General features: G+C 45.1%; 18 protein-coding genes. 5 read left to right on the top strand and 13 right to left on the bottom strand.

The window, feature by feature from the left end; translation table 11 throughout:
- Positions 1-182 precede the first annotated feature (182 nt).
- Positions 183-1,679: an MBOAT family O-acyltransferase gene (locus tag LTAR_RS02750; RefSeq protein ID WP_062420642.1), complete on the top strand. Its 1,497-nt coding sequence runs from the start codon at positions 183-185 to the stop codon at positions 1,677-1,679.
- A gap of 14 nt (positions 1,680-1,693) precedes the next feature.
- Positions 1,694-2,734: a hypothetical protein gene (locus tag LTAR_RS02745; RefSeq protein WP_062420641.1), complete on the top strand. Its 1,041-nt coding sequence runs from the start codon at positions 1,694-1,696 to the stop codon at positions 2,732-2,734.
- 402 nt (positions 2,735-3,136) lie between these two features.
- Here LTAR_RS02745 and LTAR_RS02740 read toward each other — a convergent pair whose 3' ends face one another.
- From LTAR_RS02740 to LTAR_RS02725, 4 genes are all read right to left on the bottom strand, one after another.
- On the bottom strand, positions 3,137-3,760 hold the full coding sequence (locus LTAR_RS02740) for a tetratricopeptide repeat protein (RefSeq protein WP_062420640.1): 624 nt from the start codon (positions 3,758-3,760) through the stop codon (positions 3,137-3,139).
- Positions 3,761-4,284: 524 nt separating this feature from the next.
- Positions 4,285-4,746 (bottom strand): PIN domain-containing protein, encoded by a 462-nt coding sequence (locus tag LTAR_RS02735; RefSeq protein ID WP_062420639.1) that lies wholly within the window; start codon positions 4,744-4,746, stop codon positions 4,285-4,287.
- Between the two features lie 90 nt (positions 4,747-4,836).
- Complete coding sequence (locus tag LTAR_RS02730; protein ID WP_062531844.1) at positions 4,837-6,825, bottom strand: hypothetical protein; 1,989 nt, start codon at positions 6,823-6,825, stop codon at positions 4,837-4,839.
- Positions 6,797-7,753 (bottom strand): glycosyltransferase family 2 protein, encoded by a 957-nt coding sequence (locus tag LTAR_RS02725; RefSeq protein WP_062420637.1) that lies wholly within the window; start codon positions 7,751-7,753, stop codon positions 6,797-6,799. The genes LTAR_RS02730 and LTAR_RS02725 overlap by 29 nt, the downstream gene beginning before the upstream one ends.
- 202 nt (positions 7,754-7,955) lie before the next feature.
- On the opposite strand from LTAR_RS02725, the gene fdxA reads away from it, so the two are divergent.
- Positions 7,956-8,162, top strand: a complete 207-nt coding sequence (fdxA, locus tag LTAR_RS02720; RefSeq protein WP_330218559.1) for a 4Fe-4S ferredoxin — start codon at positions 7,956-7,958, stop codon at positions 8,160-8,162.
- A gap of 122 nt (positions 8,163-8,284) precedes the next feature.
- Positions 8,285-8,935 (top strand): deoxynucleoside kinase, encoded by a 651-nt coding sequence (locus LTAR_RS02715; RefSeq protein WP_062420635.1) that lies wholly within the window; start codon positions 8,285-8,287, stop codon positions 8,933-8,935.
- Between the two features lie 18 nt (positions 8,936-8,953).
- On the opposite strand, the gene LTAR_RS02710 is transcribed toward LTAR_RS02715, so the two are convergent.
- The 5 genes from LTAR_RS02710 to LTAR_RS02685 form a co-directional block, all read right to left on the bottom strand.
- Positions 8,954-9,214 (bottom strand): stage V sporulation protein S, encoded by a 261-nt coding sequence (locus LTAR_RS02710; RefSeq protein ID WP_062420634.1) that lies wholly within the window; start codon positions 9,212-9,214, stop codon positions 8,954-8,956.
- A 207-nt stretch (positions 9,215-9,421) separates the two neighbouring features.
- A complete protein-coding gene (gene galK / locus LTAR_RS02705; protein WP_062420633.1) occupies positions 9,422-10,597 on the bottom strand; it encodes a galactokinase in 1,176 nt (391 codons plus the stop codon).
- Between the two features lie 29 nt (positions 10,598-10,626).
- Positions 10,627-11,667, bottom strand: coding sequence for a UDP-glucose--hexose-1-phosphate uridylyltransferase (locus LTAR_RS02700; protein ID WP_062420632.1), 1,041 nt, complete (start codon positions 11,665-11,667; stop codon positions 10,627-10,629).
- A gap of 542 nt (positions 11,668-12,209) precedes the next feature.
- Positions 12,210-13,220, bottom strand: a complete 1,011-nt coding sequence (locus LTAR_RS02690) for a hypothetical protein (protein ID WP_062420630.1) — start codon at positions 13,218-13,220, stop codon at positions 12,210-12,212.
- A 46-nt stretch (positions 13,221-13,266) separates the two neighbouring features.
- A complete protein-coding gene (locus tag LTAR_RS02685; protein WP_062420629.1) occupies positions 13,267-13,905 on the bottom strand; it encodes a deoxynucleoside kinase in 639 nt (212 codons plus the stop codon).
- 140 nt (positions 13,906-14,045) lie between these two features.
- Here LTAR_RS02685 and galE point away from each other — a divergent pair, with 140 nt between their 5' ends.
- The gene (gene galE / locus LTAR_RS02680; protein WP_062420628.1) at positions 14,046-15,056 is read left to right on the top strand and encodes a UDP-glucose 4-epimerase GalE; all 1,011 of its coding nucleotides are present in this window, start codon (positions 14,046-14,048) and stop codon (positions 15,054-15,056) included.
- Here galE and holA read toward each other — a convergent pair.
- The 4 genes from holA to LTAR_RS17110 all read right to left on the bottom strand — a co-directional run.
- Complete coding sequence (holA, locus tag LTAR_RS02675) at positions 15,046-16,074, bottom strand: DNA polymerase III subunit delta (RefSeq protein ID WP_062420627.1); 1,029 nt, start codon at positions 16,072-16,074, stop codon at positions 15,046-15,048. The genes galE and holA overlap by 11 nt on opposite strands.
- An 8-nt stretch (positions 16,075-16,082) precedes the next feature.
- Complete coding sequence (locus LTAR_RS02670) at positions 16,083-16,571, bottom strand: DUF6391 domain-containing protein (protein WP_062420626.1); 489 nt, start codon at positions 16,569-16,571, stop codon at positions 16,083-16,085.
- 2 nt (positions 16,572-16,573) lie between these two features.
- A complete protein-coding gene (radA, locus tag LTAR_RS02665) occupies positions 16,574-18,004 on the bottom strand; it encodes a DNA repair protein RadA (RefSeq protein WP_062420625.1) in 1,431 nt (476 codons plus the stop codon).
- A gap of 292 nt (positions 18,005-18,296) precedes the next feature.
- Positions 18,297-20,420 (bottom strand): phage tail protein (locus LTAR_RS17110; RefSeq protein WP_062420624.1); only part of this gene is annotated, 2,124 nt, incomplete at its 5' end.

The raw sequence follows: 20,420 nt of genomic DNA, 5'->3' as shown, positions 1-20,420 counted from the left end.
GAAATCTCTCCACAGCGATTGGGTGGGATCAAAAGAGATCCCACCTTATTATTAAGCTAAATACGTCTGGTAAGGTAATATCTATGTCTTGAATCTAGATAAAGAAAAATTTGAATATGCCATTTTTCGTTATGTTACAATTTATTTTTGTTCAAATATCACCCAAATAGGAAAACAGTCTATTGGAAATTATTTCGTGGAATTTTTTTTATCTTTCCATTATTACTATTTTTGTATATTTCATTTTAAGTAGACGTGCACAAAATATTTGGTTGCTTATTGTCTCATACTTTTTTTATTCTACCTGGAACTGGTATTTTCCTGTTGTTCTTCTAGCAACGTCACTTTTTAATTTTTTTATTGCTCAGAAAATTGCAAGAAGCGAAGAATCTCAAAAAAAACTATATTTATGGATTGGTATAAGTATTAATACAATTGCACTTCTCTCGTATCGAATTATCGATAATTCAGAAGTTCAATTTATTCCTTCTTTAGTATCTTTGATTCGTATCAACACATTAAAAGATATTGTTTTACCAATCGGTTTTTCTTTTTATTGTCTTCAAGGGATATCATATCTTGTTGATGTCTATAGAATGCGAACTTCAACGGAAGATGATTTTGTTGATTTTGCTTTATATATGAGCTATTTCCCAAAATTAATTGCTGGTCCAATAGAACGAGCCAGTTCCTTTCTTCCTCAATTAAAAAAACAACGAATAGTTGACAACGAAAAAATCGAATCCGGTTTTTCATTAATCCTGATCGGTGTTTTTCGTAAAGTTGTTATAGCTGGTTTATTACTGGCAAACATACCGAATAATTATTTGGTTTCGTCAGTCGAGAATACAAAACCATATCTGGGATTGCTTTCTTTCCCTTTCTATTACTATAAAGATCCTTTACCATACTATATTAGATTGTTCGGAATTATTTGTTATGTAATTTACCTCTATAACGATTTTGCTGGGTATTCCAATATCGTGCGAGGAATAAGCACGTTGTTTGGTATAAATATTTCAGAGAATTTCAAGCAGCCATTTTTTGCAAGCACTTTTATCGATTTCTGGAATCGTTGGCATATAAGTTTATCAAATTGGTTAAGAGATTACATTTATTATCCCCTTACTCGTAGACTATTACGAAGAAATAATAATAATCCTAATATCATCAATATTTGTATTCCACCAATAATTACTATGCTTGTGTCAGGTTTATGGCACGGGTTGTTTCCTGCCATGATCCTATGGGGATTCCTTTATGGAATAATTTTATCGTCAGAACATATCATTTTCCGGAAATGGCCATCATTAAATCCTCAAAAACAACAAAGTTTCACAAAGCTTTTTCGGATAATAGTGGTTTTTACCATTACGAATTTTCTTTTTGTTCTCTTTGCATCGAAATCTCTTCCAATAACTTTTGCATTTTGGAAAGTCTTAATAAAAGGAACCAGGCAACCAATTAGTGGAGATTTCCCCTTTGTATTTTTTGCGTTACCAATTGCATCATTTGTTCTGGATTTTTTGCAGAGTAAATTTGAAGAAAATGTATTCTTCAAAACATGGCCAACCCTGGGAAAAGCAGGAGTTATTGTCATTGTATTAATGAGTATCGCAATTGCTGCAATGTGGACAACAGGCTCAGTATCAGAACAATTTGTTTATCAAGGTTTTTAATAGATCATCAACTTATGAAACTTCCAGACATTTTTCGATTTGACACCCTGAAAATCAAGTTACCCTTCGGGGTTTTACTTATTTATTGCATTGTACTTTTTCCAGTAGTTCTTTTTATTTTAGAAATCCTATTAAGATATACAAATTTGCAGGCTAATCTGCCACCATCGACCCTTGATCAGAAAATAAACTACCCAGAAATGGATGTTAAGTATCAAGAATTTGAATTCCAAAATAAAGTAAATAACTTTGATTGTATTTTTTTAGGAACTTCGATGGTTGATTATGGAATCTCTCCATCAGAAATCAATACATTTCAATTACAAACAAATATAAAACGACCAAATTGTTTCAATTTCGCTTTGGAAGCTGTGATGCCCGAGACTTCCTCAATTATTGCAAAGGCTTTCATTAATAAATATGGCATAAAAACTATCATTTTGGGGATTAGTGCAATTGATTTTGCTGGCAAACCTTATTTAACTCGTAAGATAAATAATATTCCATGGTTAAACTATATAACTGGATACCCTTCGTTTGAAGGTCAAATCATAGATCAATCAATTGTATATAGATACTTTATTGCACTTGGTAAATACCGGGATACAAATTACCAGAATGAAACTCACAATTTAAATCTCCTAATTAATAATTATGGACAACAAATTCGTCAAAACGAAAATTCAGTATACCGGGTGAGTCCAAATCGATCTGTTGAGTTGCCAGACTATTCGCTTTATCAACCTGATATCTCTGGGCTAAAGGAATTCGGTGAATTCCAAAAACAAGGAATAAAGATCATTGTCTTTGAAATTCCTGTTCACCCAAATTTCTTGCCATATTATGTACCACAGGGTGAGAAAGGGTACGAGGAATTGTTTATTAGACCGATTGAATCAATATTAGCAGATGAAAATATTCCGTTTATCAGATCACAACCAGATGTTGCTGATATTGTCTCGCAAAATGGTTGGTTAGATTATTCCCACCTAAATGAAAAAGGTGCTACCGAGTTTAGTCGTTGGTTAGCACTAAAAATTGATTCTATCCAATAATTATTGAAGGATTAACTGTAGTTGCGTTGAAATGCGAATGTACTAAACAAGTTGGTATTTCTTCTATCATTAACATGGACTCGCACCAGGAACCTGGCAATAGGGTGGGATCACCTTTGATCTCACCACGACCTGACCTCACAATTAACCCTGCCGAATTATAAGAGGGCATTATCACCGGGTGGGAAAATTTTTTACCTTCATGACCTTTGAATTTTCTTTCAAACCCGCAAGGTCGGGAATGCTCCATAATGCCGGAACCGGCTTCCATTCGCGCCACGCATTTGAGCCCATTGCGTCTTGTTGATTTCCGGAATACATCTTAAATTTTGCGAAGGTAAGGATGGGATACTACTTTTTATCACATATTGAGGAGAATCAAGTCATCCAGCCTATATCTTTTTATTCATCTGGAGAAAAGAAAGGTTTAAACAAATTCCTTACTTCTTCCGGGGCTTTATCCTCAGCTAATAAACGTGTTGCCGTGACGCCGAACATCAATTTTGCACCAACACCATCTCGCTTTACATTTTTCAAAAGCGATTGGGTTAACCCTTGAGCATGATTAACTTCGCCAATAATATACAGACATTCAATGAAATAAACCCAGGTAGGAATATCTGAACCCCCATTTTTAATAACAAACATATAACTATCAATAGCTTCATGATATTTTTTAATAAGGTGAAAGCTCCGGGCTAGATATTTTCGGACTTCCACATTTTCGGGATCAATAGCAGCGGCAGAGAGAAAATATTGATTGGAAACAAAAAATTTCTTTTGTTTATAAGATTCTATGCCGGCAATCTTGCAGGTATGAATGATTAGTCGTTTATATAAGCCGAATTTTTCTGGATGCTCATCTACCATTTGCTGCAAATTATCAGCAATAACTGACATGGGAATTTCTTTATTTTGTGTAAATTGCATTAATTCAATAGAATTGAATGGAATGAGCAACATCGGAGATGAACATTCGTTATAAAATTCTTCTTTAAACATCAACATTACATCTAATTCTTTCATTAGTCCCCCATTATCTAATCATTATTTTATCATCTAAAGTTGGCATAAGGAGTTGGTGTAACATATTTTCTGTAAATTGAAGAACCTTAACAAAAGAGGTGAGTCAGAAGTATCCTAGCGATAGGGTGGGATCGCCTTTGATCCCACCACGAGCTGACGTCACAATTGACCCTACCGAATTATAAGAGGGCATTATCACCGGGTGGGTTATTCTTCTTACCTTCAGTACCTTTGAATTTTCTTTCAAACCCGCATGGTCGCGAATGCACAATATTGCCGGAATCGGTGTCCATTCATACCGCGCATTTGAAATCATTGCAACTTATCGATTTCTTGAATAAATATGAAATTTCGCGAAGGTATGGTAAGGGTGCTTGTTGTGGATGAAGATCGGGGGAAAAATAGGTCATGGTGGGATCAAAAGCGATCCCACCCTATAGCTTCAGATTCCAGCACTTACCCCTTGATTTTAAAGACAGTATCTACAACTTTTTACATAGGTAGAAAAGTAAAGGGAAGATTCGTTACTCAATATCTTTTAGAACCATAAATAGGTTCACACAAAGGCATTTGTGTTTTGTTGCCACCATATAGAGGTTGCTATCATGGGTTACCAGAATAATATTGTTTTTTATTGCTGTATCCGCAATTAAAGCATCTTGAATATTGTTCGATTTATTCTTATTCAAGCTGTCTAAAGATGTCTTTATTGATTCATACAATCTAGTATCGTCGTTCCATTTACATCCATCCCATACCGATACATCCCAGATCGGAGTTTCTGTACTAATTAAATCTGTTGGTTCAACAAATTGATTAAAGATTTCTAGAAGTACTTTTTTTCTTTCACTATCTTTTGTTTTTCTCAATTCATCGATTTGAACATGAGTTGCATAGAAATCAGCTTTTCCTTTATGGGATTCTATTGTAATTGAACCATCAAGAATATGATTGTATATATTTGTATCAAACATATATTTATTCATTTTTCTTCCTCCCTTTTTGAATATGAAAAATTGAGTTGTCGAAACCTATTTCATTTCTCTGCCAAATAGTGCCAATACAGGCTCAATCCCCTATTTCCCAATGCGTTCCCACAGCTTATCCAGCGGCGCCTTGACCAGCGGCGTGATCTTCAATGTCTCCTCGCTTAACTCCCGGGCCCGGTCCATTTTACCGGAACGGGCATAAGCTTCAATGAACACAAACCGTTCTATCGGGTCGTTGGGATAGTCCCCCAGGGCAAAAGCCTCATCGCCCAGGTCGGCAGCCGCCTGCCAGGCGCCCTGCTGTGCCAGCAGACTGGCTTTTTCAAAGTAATAACACCAGCCGTGCGCCGGTTCCTGGCCAAACACAACCGCATCCGGTTGGTGCGGCTGGAAGGCGCTGTTTGTCTCTGGCACGATCACGCCGGGATTGCTGCTTTTCGCCGCTTCGCGCATCAACGGAGGCAGCAGTGGATTGACCGGGTCAAAGTCCTTGTCCAGCACGCGCAGGCAGGCGGGCGGTTGGAAATCGATCATCACCAACCGGTCGCTGCTGCCTTTGAAGTCTGCCGCTAGAAATCCCTGGTAAATATCCTGACCCGGTTCCAGTTTCAGGGCGCGGTCTTTGCGCACCGAAGCGTAATAAAACATGTAATCCATGCTGGTCGTATGGTTATCGGGCGCGTAAATCCAGTTGAGCGGGGCGACCAGGGAATTATCGCTGAAATACCGCAGCGGCAGATTGCTGCTCACCACAGCCGTTCCCGGCTGCAGCGCCGGGGCGCGCCAGTTCAACTGCCAAAAAAGATTGCGCTGAGTGTTCCAGTCTTTGCGGTAGGCCAAGCCGGTCTGCACCTGCAGACCCACAGCCGCCGCCACCAGCAGAGCAGTCAATCCGGCGCGCAGACCAAATTTGCCGGGCAGCCGGTCCAACAGACCGGCCAGCAGAATCGCCGCCCCCAGGAGGAACGGTAGGGTGAAGCGGTCATTCGGGAAACCCAGACCTATGGGAAGGCCGGTCACCCAGAAGGGAATGCCAGCCACCAGCAATCCGGCCAGGGCAATCCACAGGAAACTCCAGCGTTTCTTTTCTGATCTGCCTGCCTTCCGGCCAGCCAGTCCGGCCAGCAGGCCAACCAGTACAGCCAGCAGTACCAGTCCAGCCCAGTAGACCAGACTCGTCCGCAGGCTGAACAGGGAGGAATCCGGCAGGCGCCAAACCTGTCCCCAGGCGGCACCCAGCACCGTCCACAGGTCTTTCACCACGGTGGATAAAAGGTTTAGCAATGCCTGCAGGGGTGTAGACTTGATTTCAGCCATCAACACGGGTTGATAATTATGCGTCTGATGCGGGAAAAGGAACGCCCGCCAGTATCCCACCGCGCCAAACACAAGCAGGTTGGGCAGCCAGTAGAGAGCCGTCTTTTTGAGGCGGTTTTTTACCGATATTTCCCCTTCAACAGCGGCAAACAGGAAAAGCGGCCTCAGGAGTTCCAAAAGGAAAAAATACTCCATGGCCATCAGGTTGAGTGCTGCCGGCGGGAGTGCGGCCTGAAGCCACCAAACAGCCTTGCGGGGGTTGTCCAACGCTTTCAGGTTGAACCACAGGGATGCCAGGAAACAGTCGAACACGATAAAGAAGTGTCCGTACATCATGGCAATGGACTGCTGGGTGAACGAAGGCCACAGGGCAAAGGATAGACCGGCCGCAAGCGCCATGAATTCACAGCGCTTCCAGGTGGTGCGGACGATCTCCCACACCAGCACCGCCCCCAGCCAGCGCCAGAACAGGCCGAAGAGCTGCCAGTACCACGGCACAGCCCCCAGAATAGTTGTGGTGAAACGGTAAATCAAGCCCCAGTAGGGGCGGTTGGTTTCAAAATAATGCGCCAATCCATCCGGACCCAGTTTGTAGGCGATCCAGGTAATCGGCCACTCGTCCCAGTACCAGCCAAGGAAGGGAAATAACAGACCGTAGGCAGCCAGACAGACCACCAGAAGGCCTAAAGGAGCCATCCAGGGGGAGAAGTGCAGACTGTCTATGGATTTCTTAATCCGCGGTGGAACCTTTATCGTCATTTTCCGCAGGTTCGCGCACCAGGTAAACCGGCCGCCCCTTGACTTCCTGGAAGATATAACCGATATACACACCAATCACGCCGATGGAGATCATTAAGAATCCGCCCACCAGCAGAATGATGAACATCAACGAGCTCCAGCCCGGCGCCAGGTTGCTGATATTTCCCGTCACCCAGAAGCTGAGCACATAGATCATTTCAACCAGAGCGAGCAGGAGCATCAGCAGTCCCAGTGAGATGCCAATATACAGAGGCACCAGAGAAAACGAGAAGACGGCATCCATGCTCAGGTTCACCATCTTTTTCAACGAATACTTCGATTTGCCGGCCATGCGGGGCGGCGGCATATACGGCAAAATCACGCTTTTGTATCCCACCCAGGCCACCATGCCGCGGAGAAACCGGTGATACTCCGGCATACCCCTGATTGCTTCCACCACCTGCCGTGAAAGCAGGCGAAAGTCTGCGGCACCGGGGGTGATGTGCGTGCTGCCGATTCGGTTGATCAGACGGTAGAACAAAGTCGAAGTCCAGCGTTTAAAGGCCGATGTCCCGCCTGCATCCAGACGCTCAGTCTGGATAATGTCATAACCGCTCTCTGCCAGTTTGAGCAGCTCGGCAATCAATTCTGGCGGATGCTGACCGTCGCCGTCAAGTGAAATGGCATAATCACCATGAGAACGGTCCAATCCGGCTGTTAAAGCAGCCTGATGTCCAAAATTTCGGCTCAGTTCCACCACCTGAATTCGGGCATCCGTCCTGGCCAAATCAGCCAGCTTTTGGGTTGTGGCATCTTGTGACCCATCATTAACATACCAGATGGTAAACACATACGGCAGATCTTTGATGGCGGCCGTCAATTTAGCATGGAAGAGATCAATAACCTCTTCTTCGTTATATACAGGGATGATCAGGTCAACATTTTTCATTGGATAGAGTGAATCATACTACAAGGCAGCTTCCTATACCGTATATTTCCTCATTTTTTGGTTCAACGCTGATTGTTGATCCCATTGATTTATGACATTTTTCCCGTAAAATCGGTGACGGATTTTATTGTGAATTTATTGACAGACTTTATCCAGTTGTGATACTCTTCACTAAGAGAATTGATAAGAGTACAATACACCCTTGAAATTTGCATTCCCAAAGGAAGGTAACCGAATGGCCCATAAAATCAATACCGATGACTGCATCAATTGCGGCGCTTGCGAAAGCGAATGCCCGGAAAGCGCAATTTCTGAAATCGATGGCAAAATGACCATCGACGAAGCCAAATGCGTCGATTGCGGCGCCTGTGCAGATGTCTGCCCGAGCGATGCCATCCATCCCGCATAGGATGTTTTTCTAAAATCCAAACAAAAGGCAGCCGTTTGGCTGCCTTTTGTTTTTTACCGGCAGTTCAGACCCATAGGTATAATTCGGTTAATTCTTTAACAAATCATCAAGGATGCTCGTTCATGGATAAGTTCATTGTAGTAGCCGGAAACATCGGTGTTGGCAAATCCACACTGGTGAAAATGTTATGTCAAAAGTTAGGCTGGCAGCCATTCTATGAACCTGAATCTGAAAATCCATATCTGGCTGATTTTTACCAGGACATGAGCCGGTGGAGTTTCCAATCGCAGGTATTCTTTCTTTCGCGCCGTCTCCAGATTCATCACAAGATTCTGCATCACAGTGGATCGGTCATTCAGGACCGCAGCATCTATGAAGATGCCGAGGTTTTCGCCCGCAATCTGAATATTCAGGGTTATCTAAGCGACCGCGATTACAAAACCTATCGGTCATTGTATCAGACACTTATTGAATTCCTTTCTCCGCCTGATCTCGTGATTTTTTTACGAGCCTCTGTGGAAACCCTCTCCAAACGAATAGCCCTGCGCAACCGAGATTATGAAAAGACCATCAATCCGGCCTACCTGGCGCAGGTTAATAACCTGTACACAGAATGGATTTCTACATTCACCCTGTGCCCGGTATTAACAGTTCCGGCCGACGAACTGGATTACGTCGTCAGGCCGGATCATTTGGATTTAATTGCAGAAAAGGTACAACAAAAGTTGACAGGCAAAGACGAAGTGGTTTTCTCAGCCTCTGAAACCCTTTAGTCTTATTTCTTTAAGCATTTACCTTGGCTCAACCACCAGTTTGATGGCCGTCCGAACTTTTCCATCAATATCAACATCAACGAATTCTGGTATACAGACGATCGTGATATTTTCTTCTCCCAGATATCCCTTTGCCAAAACCAGGGCTTTTATTGCCTGGTTGACTGCACCCGCCCCAATAGCCTGAACTTCGGCATGTTTCTTTTCGCGGATGACCCCGGCAATCGCCCCTGCGACGGCGGCAGTGCGGGAGGTAGCTTTCACTTTGATGACATCCATCGTACTTCCTCCTGGTTTACTCGTATAGATTGTTTGGATAAATACTCTAGTAATAGGGGGCTTATTAATATTGTCTTAATGAATAATACAGAAAACCATCTCGTTATACAAGCGGCAAATTATGATTAATGCACAAAAAATTCGTTTTATTAGGAAAATTGATGGTGAAATCTCCTGCAGTTTAGCCGGAAAATTGACATTTTTTCCTTAAATCAGAACTCTGGCACCTTCTGAGGCTTCACAGATATACACAGCCGGATGCAGATTTGTTTCCTTTTCATATTGACTGGCCAGTGTTTTAGAAAACTCTTCCGTCATATCCTTCTTCACCAGGTTGACTGTACAGCCGGCAAATCCGCCGCCGGTTTGACGGGCACCATAACAGCCTTTGATGGGTTGTGCCAGCCGGGCCATCAGGTCCAATTCTGGACCGGAAACACCATACAAATCCCTCAACGAGGCATGGCATTCATTCATCAACTTCCCAAACGCCACAATATCACCTGATTCGAGCAACGGAATCGCTTTCGATGTCCGTTCAATCTCATTGACAACATGCCGTGCACGCATTGCTGTCTCTTCCGGCAATATGTCTGCAAATGTTTCAAAATCATTCACACTGATATCTCGGAGCGAATTCAATGAAGGTATCTTTTGCTTTAGCAATCGCACAGCTTCTTCACACGATTCCCTTCGTTTATTGTAGGCACTGGAAACCAGCGTGCGCCTGACGGTCGTATCGGCAATCACAATAGACACATCTGGCGGCAGGGGAAGAGTGCGATATTCCAGGCTGCGGCAATCCAACAGCATCAGGCGGTCTTTTTTCCCACAGGCAGAAGCGAATTGATCCATGATTCCGCAGTTCATTCCCACATACCTGTTTTCTGCCCGCTGACCTATTAATGCCAGTTGCATGGGGTCAATGGACCATCCTCCCAGCTGTTTCCAGGCTGTGCCAAAGGTCATCTCAACTGAAGCCGATGAACTCAGGCTGGCACCTCTGGGAACATCAGAGGAAAAAACCGCCTTCATCCCTTTTACGGCCAATCCTTTTTCTTGAAGAGCCCAGGCCATTCCAGCCGGATATCGCGCCCATTCTGAAAGAGGTTTTCCGTCAATATCAGTTTTACTTAGAATACTCTGCCGGTTAAAAACCGTCTCATCCTGCAAGTCAAAAGCATACAGGGTAGAGGTATCCGTGCCAGAAGCAGTAAAGGCAATCCAAGTGGCCAGATTAATCGCGGCAGGCAGCACAAATCCATCGTTGTAATCCACATGTTCACCCAACAGATTTACTCGTCCGGGAGCACAGGCAATATGAGCAGGAGTAGTACCAAATCGTTTCTCAAATTCTGCTGTTACTATCTCTTGTAGATTCATGGTTAACCCCGCAGTATCGAATAGTCTTTTTATGATATGGATCGATAGTGGATGGTTTCAGAAAGTTCCCGCAGCCGGGCTGCTGCCACTTCAGGTGTAATATCACGCTGCGGCATAGCTAGCATTTCATACCCGACCATGAATTTTTTTACTGTGGCTGACCTCAACAATGGAGGATAAAAGTGGGCATGCAAAATCCATTCAGGGTGGGGCTGTCCATCCGCCGGAGCTTGGTGAAAACCCATGGAATACGGAAAAGAGGTTTCAAAAAGGTTATCATATCGAATGGTCACCCTTTTTAAAATATCAGCCAGGGCTTCAACCTGTGAAGAATTTAAGTCTTCCAGGCGGGAGGCATTACTTTTTGCAGATACGAGGATTTCAAATGGCCAGATGGCCCAGAATGGAACCAGTGCTATGAAATGGTCATTTTCAGTCACCAGGCGTTCTTTCAAGCGTTGTTCTTCCGTCAGATAATCTTGCAGCATCGGACGATGGTTTTCATTGAAATACATCTGTTGAGAGATCAATTCCTTTTGTGGTTCATTGGGAATTCGCGATTGAGACCAAATCTGGCTGTGCGGGTGGGGATTTGAACAACCCATTACAGCGCCCTTATTTTCAAAAACCTGAACATACGCGATATCTTCCCGAGCAGCAAGATCGACGGATTCACGCGTCCAGGTTTCAATGACATTTTGAATGGCCGATATCTCCAATTCTGGCAGGGTCAGATCGTGCCTGGGAGAAAAACATACCACCCGGCATATCCCTGTTTCCACTTCTGCCTTCATCAAAGGATGTGTCTGACTGTCCTTTTGATGGGTAACTTCAGGGAGCAACGCGGCAAAATCATTATCGAAAACATACGTACCGGTATAGTTGTCATTTCTGATACCACCAGCTCGTTCATTGCCCGGACAAAGATAACAGTCTGGGTCATACCCGGGCAGCAATTCAGGCGGCTTTTTTTCCACCTGTCCCAGCCATGGCCGTTTGGATCGATGGGGGGATACCAGAACCCAATCCTGAGTCAGGGGATTAAATCGTCGGTGAGATGAAGTAATCATGAGATCAACTTCTTTTTGTTTTCATATGGTTTTTATAGTTACTTCTTTAATAGTAGGTTTTTTTGTTTTTTTTGCAAACAAAAATGAACAGAATTTCATACCATTTTACTGAGATGATTCCGCCAGATTTCTCGTTATTGCCAATTTATTTAACGCAAAATTTCCACAACAGACTCTGTCAAGAACCTATTCTTTATTGGTTTATAAATATGGATTCCGTATTCTTAGTAGGCAATGAGGAAATGTGGATAAAATGCAATGACGAAGATAAAACAGGATATATGGGGGTATCTGGTAATTTCTTTGCCATATTCGGGATATATGAATTTTAACGTTCAAAAACAAACTTGTGGATAAAAACAAGACTTCCTCCACATATGATTAATTTATGCTGCCATGATGAAAAAATCCATTTTTATCGTGGATGAATTCCTTTGTCTGTCTGATTCAATCCACAGATAAACCGTTTGAAATACCCGAGTTATCCACAGAAAACCCGAGTTATCCACAGATTTTTTGGATTTATCCACAGTTTTATTTAGTTATTCCACCAGACCGTTATCTTTTGCAAATATATCCAGTGTCTCTTCAACTGAATCAAGCAGGCTGTCCAATGTCCCCCAGATCGGTTCAAAGGAATCTTTGACTTGTAGGAAAAAGCCGCAGGCTTCTTTCCATGCTGCCATTTCAGAAGATTTTTCGTTTAATAGAGCGGCAATCTGTGACCAGGTGCGCATTAATATCCACGCGGCTGCCGGTTGGTGTTCATCTGATAACGCGTTGACTGCGTGGGTGTAATAATTTCTCCGAACACCCGATAACTTGGGATGACAGTCAGTAGAACGGGCAGCTTCTCTTAATGATGATTCCCAACGAGTGATCCATTCCGTCCATTCAATATCCGTTATGTCGGATGGAAGAAGAAAGGAGTTAAAAGAACTGATAAGTGTTTCCACTCCTGATGTATTAAGCCGGGCAGGTAAATCCAATAAAAACCGGCGTTCTGTAAGCGGCGGACCAGATAACAATGCCAGTGCATTGCCAGCATTTTCAATCGTATTGAGATAACGGAGTATTGTGTTTGCAGTTACGTCTGGTTGGGAAAGATGAAATTCCATCCAGGTCTGGCGGGCGGCGGCAGCCAGGGGACGTGCTCGTTCCAGTATATATTCCGGGCGGTAAAACTGGGCGGCTACACTGGCTTCAGTGAATTCAAACCAGTGCTGCGAATCAAGAAGAACCCTGGGTTTGGCACAGAGAAATGGTCCCAGCCAGGCATCTGCCCGCAAATGCCTGGGTTGCTGAAAGCGTTTTTGATCGATATGAGCAATATCCAGGCTGACATCATCACTTAAATACCGAATTTCTCTTTTTTTGTCCTGTTCCTGTGTATGGACAAAGAAAAGGTCAATATCTGTCGTACCGCCGATAAACGGATCTTCAGTGAGAAGAGAGCCGGTAAGGTAGATGCAGATGATACTGCGATCCTGATTGGCACTGATGGCTGCAGTATCGCGCGCCAGGCGTAACATTGATTCTTTTGTTATCCGCATCTTCCCTTCCTTCTGATGGAAAGATTATAACAAACGGATACCGTAATCAAGAAATCGGCAGGGTTGGTTGGAAAGGACTGAGTTGAAGAGCCTGCCGGATGCGGTTATCTATGGATTTCAATTCGTCGGCTGACCGTACATAATCAATCTCATCGGTATCAATTATCAGAGTTGGAAACGGCAGCCTGGATGAATGGGAAAGGAACTCTTCATAGGCATCCGATAATTGTTGAAGATAGGCTCGTTCAATTTGACGTTCATATGACCTGTCGCGCAGGGCAATCCGCTGCATGATAGTATCAATATTAGCCCGTAAATAGACGAGCAGGTCAGGTGTGGGAACTTTTTCTGCCAGGGCTTCGTGCACGCGGTGATACATATCGAGCTCATCACCCTGTAAATTGATCCGGGCAAAAATGGAATCTTTTTCAAAAGTATAGTCACTGATCAGGTTTTCATTTTCCATCAACAGACGGGGAACATTGTTGTTTTGTTGCCTGTACCGGCTAAGCAGGAAAAAAATCTGTGTCTGAAACGCATACCGCGCCCGATCACTGTAAAAATCGCTCAGGAATGGATTCTCTTCAAAAACTTCAAGAAGCAAACCTGCTTTAAACGATGGCTGCAGTAAACGGGCTAATGTTGTTTTTCCTACACCAATCACACCTTCGATGGCAATATACATGTTGAAGACCTCATTGATTAATTTTCCTGGTTCATTTTACACGCAATACCTGTGGATACTATATTTTTCTCAGTGGTCTGATATTACAAAATCAGGGAGAGGTTATAATCTTTTTATTACAGCATCCAAGAGGAAGAAGAATGAAATTTCTTATCACTGGTGGTGCCGGTTACATAGGAAGTACGATTTGTTCCGCACTCGAAGATAACGGGCACACCCCGGTAATTCTCGATTCATTGATTACAGGGCGCGAAGAATTCACCCGTAATCGAATTTTCTATAAAGCTGATATTGCTGATCGATCAGCGCTGGAAACCATTTTCCGTGAACACCCGGATATTAAGGCCACAGTCCACTGTGCGGCTCTGATCGTTGTTCCAGAATCTGTCAGCCAGCCGTACGAATACTACACCGATAATGTAGCTAAAAGCCTGGAGTTGTTCAAGTCCCTGGTTGACCTGGGCTGCCCGAAATTGGTGTTCAGTTCCTCCGCCTCCATTTACGATGTTGTTCCGAATTTCATGGTCAACGAAGAATCGCCGCTCAAACCGACCAGTCCATATGCCCGCACAAAATACATGATGGAAATGATCCTGAAAGACTTTTGCACAGCCTATGGAATGAAAGGCATTGCTCTGCGGTACTTTAATCCAATCGGGGCAGACCCGAAGATGCGCTCTGGTATCCATGTGAAGAATCCGTCGCATGTACTGGGTAAACTTGTGGATACCGCCCTTGGAAAGCAATCCACCTTTGATATCACCGGTGTAGACTGGCCGACCCGCGATGGATCAGGCATCCGCGATTATATACATGTGTGGGATCTGGCCCGGGCCCATGTAAATGCCATCACTGATTTTGACGGTGTTTTTGAGCGGGCGGGCAATCCAGATGACAACTATCTGGTAATCAACCTGGGCACAGGCAACGGCGTAACCGTAAAAGAACTGGTGGCGGCTTTTGAGAAAGTTTACGGGAAAACCATCCACAAACGTGAGACAGGGCCGCGGCCGGGTGATGTGGCTGGTTCTTATACCAATGCCGATAAAGCCTGGCGTTTGTTGAAGTGGAAGACGGAACTTCCCATCGAGAAAGGTATTGAAGATGCCCTTCGATGGGGTGAAATCCGCGAAACCATCCTTAAATTTTAGTGGGTTTTAATTCCAACAAGAAAGTTTCCAGAGCCAGGTCAGCCGGAGTAATACCGTTCTTGATTTCAAAATCAAGATCAGCCAGACGCAGGAAGGCTTTTTTCAACTCTTCTGTACTGAAGCGGCGGCATTGCTGCACCGTTTTTTCCGCGCTTTTGCCAAACAGACCAAAATCTCTGGCAATGGATTCTGCATTCCCACCGCGTTGAATCGCTTCTTTGACCAGTACCAACCGCCTGAAATGGCTGACCAGACTCCCAAAAACCATGATGGGGTCATCTGTTTCAAGAAGCTGTCGCAATTGATATAAGGCCTGTGCGCGTTGACCATTCACCACATCATCCGCGAACTGGAATACGCTCGATTGATTCAATGAAATGGAAACCTGGCTGACATCTTCATCCGTCACCGGGCGTTCAAAATTGACATAGGTGAGCAGCTTGGCAATTTCCTGTCGGGCGATCTGGGTATCGCTTCCAGTGAACTCGGCCAACATTGATGACGCCTGCGGTGAAAACTGTCCACCCTGTTTTTTCGCCTCTTCTATAATCCATGCCGGCATCTCTTTTTGATCTGGCAAATGGAAACCTTCTTCAGTTGCCTGAGAGGTATGATCTTTTACCCATTTCATCAGCCAGTGGGTTGAACCAAGCACTTTCCAGGACCGCTCCCAGCGTCCCTGTGGATTTCGTTTCCATGCCGACTCGTCTGTTATCACCAGAACCAGTTGTGTCGTAGAAGGCACCTCTTCCAACATGGTCAGGAAGCGTTGACGCTGATTATCGGTATTGACTTTTGCCAGGGCATTCTGAACGACCACTACACGGTGGTCAGCCAGAAAAGGGATTGCCATGGCTGCATTCCGGATATCATTTTCAGTGCATACACGGCCGTCCAACTGGGTCAGGTTCAGATCTGCCATGGTGGGATCGCCCAGTGATGAACAAAGAGCCTGGAGGCGTTCTGTCAACCCCGCGGGATCATCTCCGTGCAAAATGAATATCGTTTGATCAGCCATAACTCCGGTTAATATCCCAGTTTAAAGCGGTGGGTTTTTACCGTCCCGCGTTTGGAAATAATAATTTCCTTTACCCTGATGGCGCCAATATTGGCATCTGTGGTGAAATTAGCCTGCAAGAAAGGACCCAGCGGCTGAGAGATTATCATACCCAGGGTCACAAGAGAAACCACAAAAGGCCAGCGGTCAAGCTCTTTCTTGAAAGAACGACTGCCCAGCATAGCCAGCCAACCAAGCGTACCGGCAACCAGACCAGCGGCGGCAAAATTGGTGCCGCAATTCGGATGCACCGCCAGCGCTTTTTCTCCGGCCTGCAAACGGGCAATACCCTCATTGACCGCAGCCAGCAGTTTATCAGTTTCAACATCGCCAACCACAATAAATCCCAGAGGGTCTGAATAACCGGCCAGATGCAATGTTGGAAATTTAGAATGCAAAATGCTCAAAGAAGCATGTTCAATGGCATGATGAATACGGATCACTTGAAGAGGATTCATAGTCACTTTCCTTTCGGATGCGATGATTCATGATCTATCAGTGAAAGACGCAGGGCTTCCTGCAGAGATCGGGCTTCCATTATTTCTATCCCTGAAGGAAGGGCTTCGGCATGTGAGGTTCTGCGCGGGATGACCGCTGCCTTGAAACCAAGTTTTGAAGCTTCCCTCAACCGCGGGATCATCTGGCTGACCCAGCGTAGCTCGCCGGAGAGACCGATTTCTCCGATTAATACCATATCTGCCCGTACCGGCATATCCCTCAAAGAGGAGGCAATAGCCACTGACATAGCCAGATCGGCGGCCGGTTCTTCCACCATCAGCCCGCCGACCACATTGGCAAATACATCCTGTTCCGTCAGATTGATGCCCGCACGACGGGTGAGAACTGCCGCGTTAAGCAGAACACGGTTGATATCCAGTCCGTTGGCTGTTCTGCGCGGATTTCCATAGTTTGTTCGGGTCGTCAGACCCTGAATTTCAACCAGCAGAGGACGCGTCCCTTCCATGGTGACGGCAATGGCTGACCCCGGGGTATTGACCAATCTCTCGGCCAGAAATGCCTCAGATGGATTGATCACTTCCACCATGCCGCGATCGCGCATTTCAAAAACACCCACCTCAGATGTGGCTCCGAACCGATTTTTTACCGAACGCAGCAACCGGTACGACTGGTACCGGTCACCTTCCAGATAAAGGACGGTATCCACTATATGTTCGAGAACACGCGGACCGGCAATCACACCTTCTTTGGTGACATGACCGATGACGAAAACAGCAATTCCGCTGGATTTAGCCAATTCGCGCAGCCGGGAAGCGGTTTCCCGTACCTGTGAGACGGATCCGGCCGATGAGCTGAATTCTGACAGGGTGATCGTCTGAATGGAATCAATGATCACCAATTCTGGTTTGACCTGCTGGATGTGCTCCATGATGGTATCCAGATTGGTCTCGGTGACCAGTAGAAGGTTTTTGGGTAATTCTGTGAGTGGTTCGCCATTTTCCATCCGAAGCAGCCGGACGGCGCGCATCTTGATCTGGCGTTCCGATTCTTCACCGGATACATACAACACCGGGTGACTGCCGTAGGCAGACGAGGTCATCTCCATGGCCAGCTGGAGCAGCAGTGTTGACTTGCCGATGCCGGGGTCGCCGCCTACCAGAACGATCGAACCGGGAACCACACCGCCGCCCAGAACGCGGGCAAATTCAGAGATAGGCGTATTCAGGCGTTCTTCTGCATCACCGCTGATCTCGTCGAGACGAACCGGATGAGACGCCGGAACACCCTTATGACGAGGAACCGATGTGGCGGGCATTTCCAACGGTTCTTCGACCATGCTCCCCCAGGCATTACAGGAGGGGCAACGGCCAAAGGATACGGGCGACGTGCGTCCGCATTGCTGACAGACGAATTGCGTGGAAGGTTTTGGCATAGGTAGAGTAAATTGTACCGTAAGAAATGTACCGTACTTTTTTGAGTTGTTATGTGAATAACAAGGTAAGAGTAGAAATGGCAATCCGAAAACTATCAGATTGCTACACTCCCCAGGATACTTCTGACTCCCCTTTTTTTTTAAGGTTCTTCAAATAAAAAACAGGTTGTACCAACATTTTTCTAAAAATATCAGAATTGGAAATTAGAAAGGCATGAATACATTCATGCCTTTCTCTCATTTCAATCCTTTTTATAAAGGTCATTTCAGCGACCTTCATAAAAATCTTCAATTATTTGTTCGTGGGATTTACCCTTTTCAGAGTTTTCATCTCATCCCAGGTGAGTTCCTTAATTAATGGAGGATTGGCCTGAATTAATTCCTGAAGTTCACTCAGCGACAAACCGGAACCAATGACACCACCGCCATTGAAGGATATATTCTGCCAGTTATTCTGACTCACCAGGGTACCGTAAGTTCCTGAACCGTTGATGTCTGCTTTGACACTGGTTTCCAGATTAGAATTACAATTCCAATCTATATTTTTAGAAGAATTTGAATAGTACAAGTCACCTGCATAGACATACAGGACTCCATAGTTACTGACATCATCGGCACCATAAAGGCCTGTGGTTTCATTCAGGTTCTTTTCATTCAAATTAACCACATTGATACGTTGATAATCAAAGTTCAATGGATACCCTTCATCTCCCCAGTGGCCATTGCGCAACAAACCCCAGGTTTGATAAGCATAGTTCATCACGCTCAGGTAATTGGGTTTGTAGTTTTCATGATCTGATCCACCATGAGTCAGGTTCAGATTATGCCCCAATTCGTGGATAAAAGTACCCAGTTTTTCATAATTAGTTCCACCAGCGCCATTATTCCATTTTCCCAAAGACACAATAAAATCAGAAGCATTGATCCCGCGGGAGATCCCACTGGAGGTGTCACCCCCATATCCATCCGCCCAGATCATGTAGTGGTGAGTAGCGGTACGTTTGGGATCGAAGTAGCTGGATTTGATGGCGTCAAAATCTGTCCAGACTGGATTAAGGTCCGCATCATAGGGTACCTGATCATCCTTTTCCAGATGGATGTGGATGCCGGTGGTTCCATCAGGATTGGTCACAGGAGCCGCATTGAAAACCGCCACAATATTATTTATTACTGTAGCATCCGGACCAAGGTCACCTACGCCGGGTTTGACCATGTAATCCATCTCTATAAAGATGTCTTTATGTTTGGGATTAGCACCAAGTGCAGGGAGGTTGACATCTATAATGCCATCACCATCCGCATCATATCCATAAATTTCCCACGCATCTGGAAGTTTATCACCATCAGAATCGAGATCGATAACAAAGGTGTAATAAGCTGAATAAGCGCTCCAATTTCCCGCGGCATCACGAGCACGTACATGCCAGTAGTAGGTGGCCACCAAAGGAATGTTGGCCAATTTATAGGAAACAACCGTCAGAGGAGTGCCAGGGTGGTCTGTACTGCCATCAGGAGATGTATACAAAGGAGACTCAAAATTGCTATCATTATCCACCTGGATCTGATACGCTGTAGCTCCAGTCACAGCTGACCAGGAAAGAGTCGGGAGGGTGGATAATGAAGCTCCGTTTGAGGGAGCCAACAATGTTGGAACAGCCGGAGCCGTTGAATCTAATGTGAAATAGGATACCGATGACCACGGACCAAGACCGCCGGTACTATTCAGAGCTCGCATACGCCAGTAATATTTGGCATCTGGTGTTATTGGGGAGGTTGGCGTATAGGTGGTGGCTGTTCCTAAAATATCAGACACATCCAACGCCGGACTGGCAAATGTTGAAAGATCGTCGACCTGTATCTGATACTTGTTGGCTGTTAAGACCGCCTTCCATGTGAATGTCGGTGTAGTGACATTGGTCAAAGTATTTAATGCAGGGCTAACCAAAACCGGTGCAGTTGGCAGGGATGCCTGAACAGTAACTGTACGGTAGGCTGACCAACCGCTCCAGTTGCCGGCGGCATCGCGGGCGCGTACACGCCAGTAATAGGGTGTGCCGTATGTCAGACCCGTTGGTTTGTAGCCCAACACAGCCAGGGGAGTACCCGGATGGTCTATACTTCCATCGGGGGATGTATACAACGTACTCAAGAAGTCATTATTATCATCGATTTCAAATTGATAGGCGTTCGCTCCCACGGAAGCTGCCCAGGTGAAGGTGGGGATACCAACAGGTGTAGCAGCATCCAACGGTTGAGCCAGTACCGGAGCCGCCGGAGCGGTGGTATCCAGGGTGAAGGCACCGGCTGTTGACCAGGCGCCAAATTCACCCGCGGCATTCTTAGCCCGCACCCGCCAGTAGTACACCCCGTCTGTGCTGATGTTGGTTGCCGGGGTATAGGTGGTGGCGCCGGAGGT

This window comes from Leptolinea tardivitalis (assembly GCF_001050275.1).
In the GTDB taxonomy this organism is placed as follows: Bacteria; Chloroflexota; Anaerolineae; order Anaerolineales; family Anaerolineaceae; genus Leptolinea; species Leptolinea tardivitalis.
Note: the sequence above shows the minus strand (reverse complement) of the source record. Positions and strands in the feature narration are given on the sequence as shown.

Coding starts and splice junctions, on each gene's coding strand:
- LTAR_RS02745 (WP_062420641.1), top strand. CDS start 1,694: ATGAAACTTCCAGACATTTTTCGATTTGACACCCTGAAAATCAAGTTA.
- LTAR_RS02740 (WP_062420640.1), bottom strand. CDS start 3,760: ATGAAAGAATTAGATGTAATGTTGATGTTTAAAGAAGAATTTTATAAC.
- LTAR_RS02735 (WP_062420639.1), bottom strand. CDS start 4,746: ATGAATAAATATATGTTTGATACAAATATATACAATCATATTCTTGAT.
- LTAR_RS02730 (WP_062531844.1), bottom strand. CDS start 6,825: ATGACGATAAAGGTTCCACCGCGGATTAAGAAATCCATAGACAGTCTG.
- LTAR_RS02725 (WP_062420637.1), bottom strand. CDS start 7,753: ATGAAAAATGTTGACCTGATCATCCCTGTATATAACGAAGAAGAGGTT.
- LTAR_RS02715 (WP_062420635.1), top strand. CDS start 8,285: ATGGATAAGTTCATTGTAGTAGCCGGAAACATCGGTGTTGGCAAATCC.
- LTAR_RS02710 (WP_062420634.1), bottom strand. CDS start 9,214: ATGGATGTCATCAAAGTGAAAGCTACCTCCCGCACTGCCGCCGTCGCA.
- galK (WP_062420633.1), bottom strand. CDS start 10,597: ATGAATCTACAAGAGATAGTAACAGCAGAATTTGAGAAACGATTTGGT.
- LTAR_RS02700 (WP_062420632.1), bottom strand. CDS start 11,667: ATGATTACTTCATCTCACCGACGATTTAATCCCCTGACTCAGGATTGG.
- LTAR_RS02690 (WP_062420630.1), bottom strand. CDS start 13,220: ATGCGGATAACAAAAGAATCAATGTTACGCCTGGCGCGCGATACTGCA.
- LTAR_RS02685 (WP_062420629.1), bottom strand. CDS start 13,905: ATGTATATTGCCATCGAAGGTGTGATTGGTGTAGGAAAAACAACATTA.
- galE (WP_062420628.1), top strand. CDS start 14,046: ATGAAATTTCTTATCACTGGTGGTGCCGGTTACATAGGAAGTACGATT.
- holA (WP_062420627.1), bottom strand. CDS start 16,074: ATGGCTGATCAAACGATATTCATTTTGCACGGAGATGATCCCGCGGGG.
- LTAR_RS02670 (WP_062420626.1), bottom strand. CDS start 16,571: ATGAATCCTCTTCAAGTGATCCGTATTCATCATGCCATTGAACATGCT.
- radA (WP_062420625.1), bottom strand. CDS start 18,004: ATGCCAAAACCTTCCACGCAATTCGTCTGTCAGCAATGCGGACGCACG.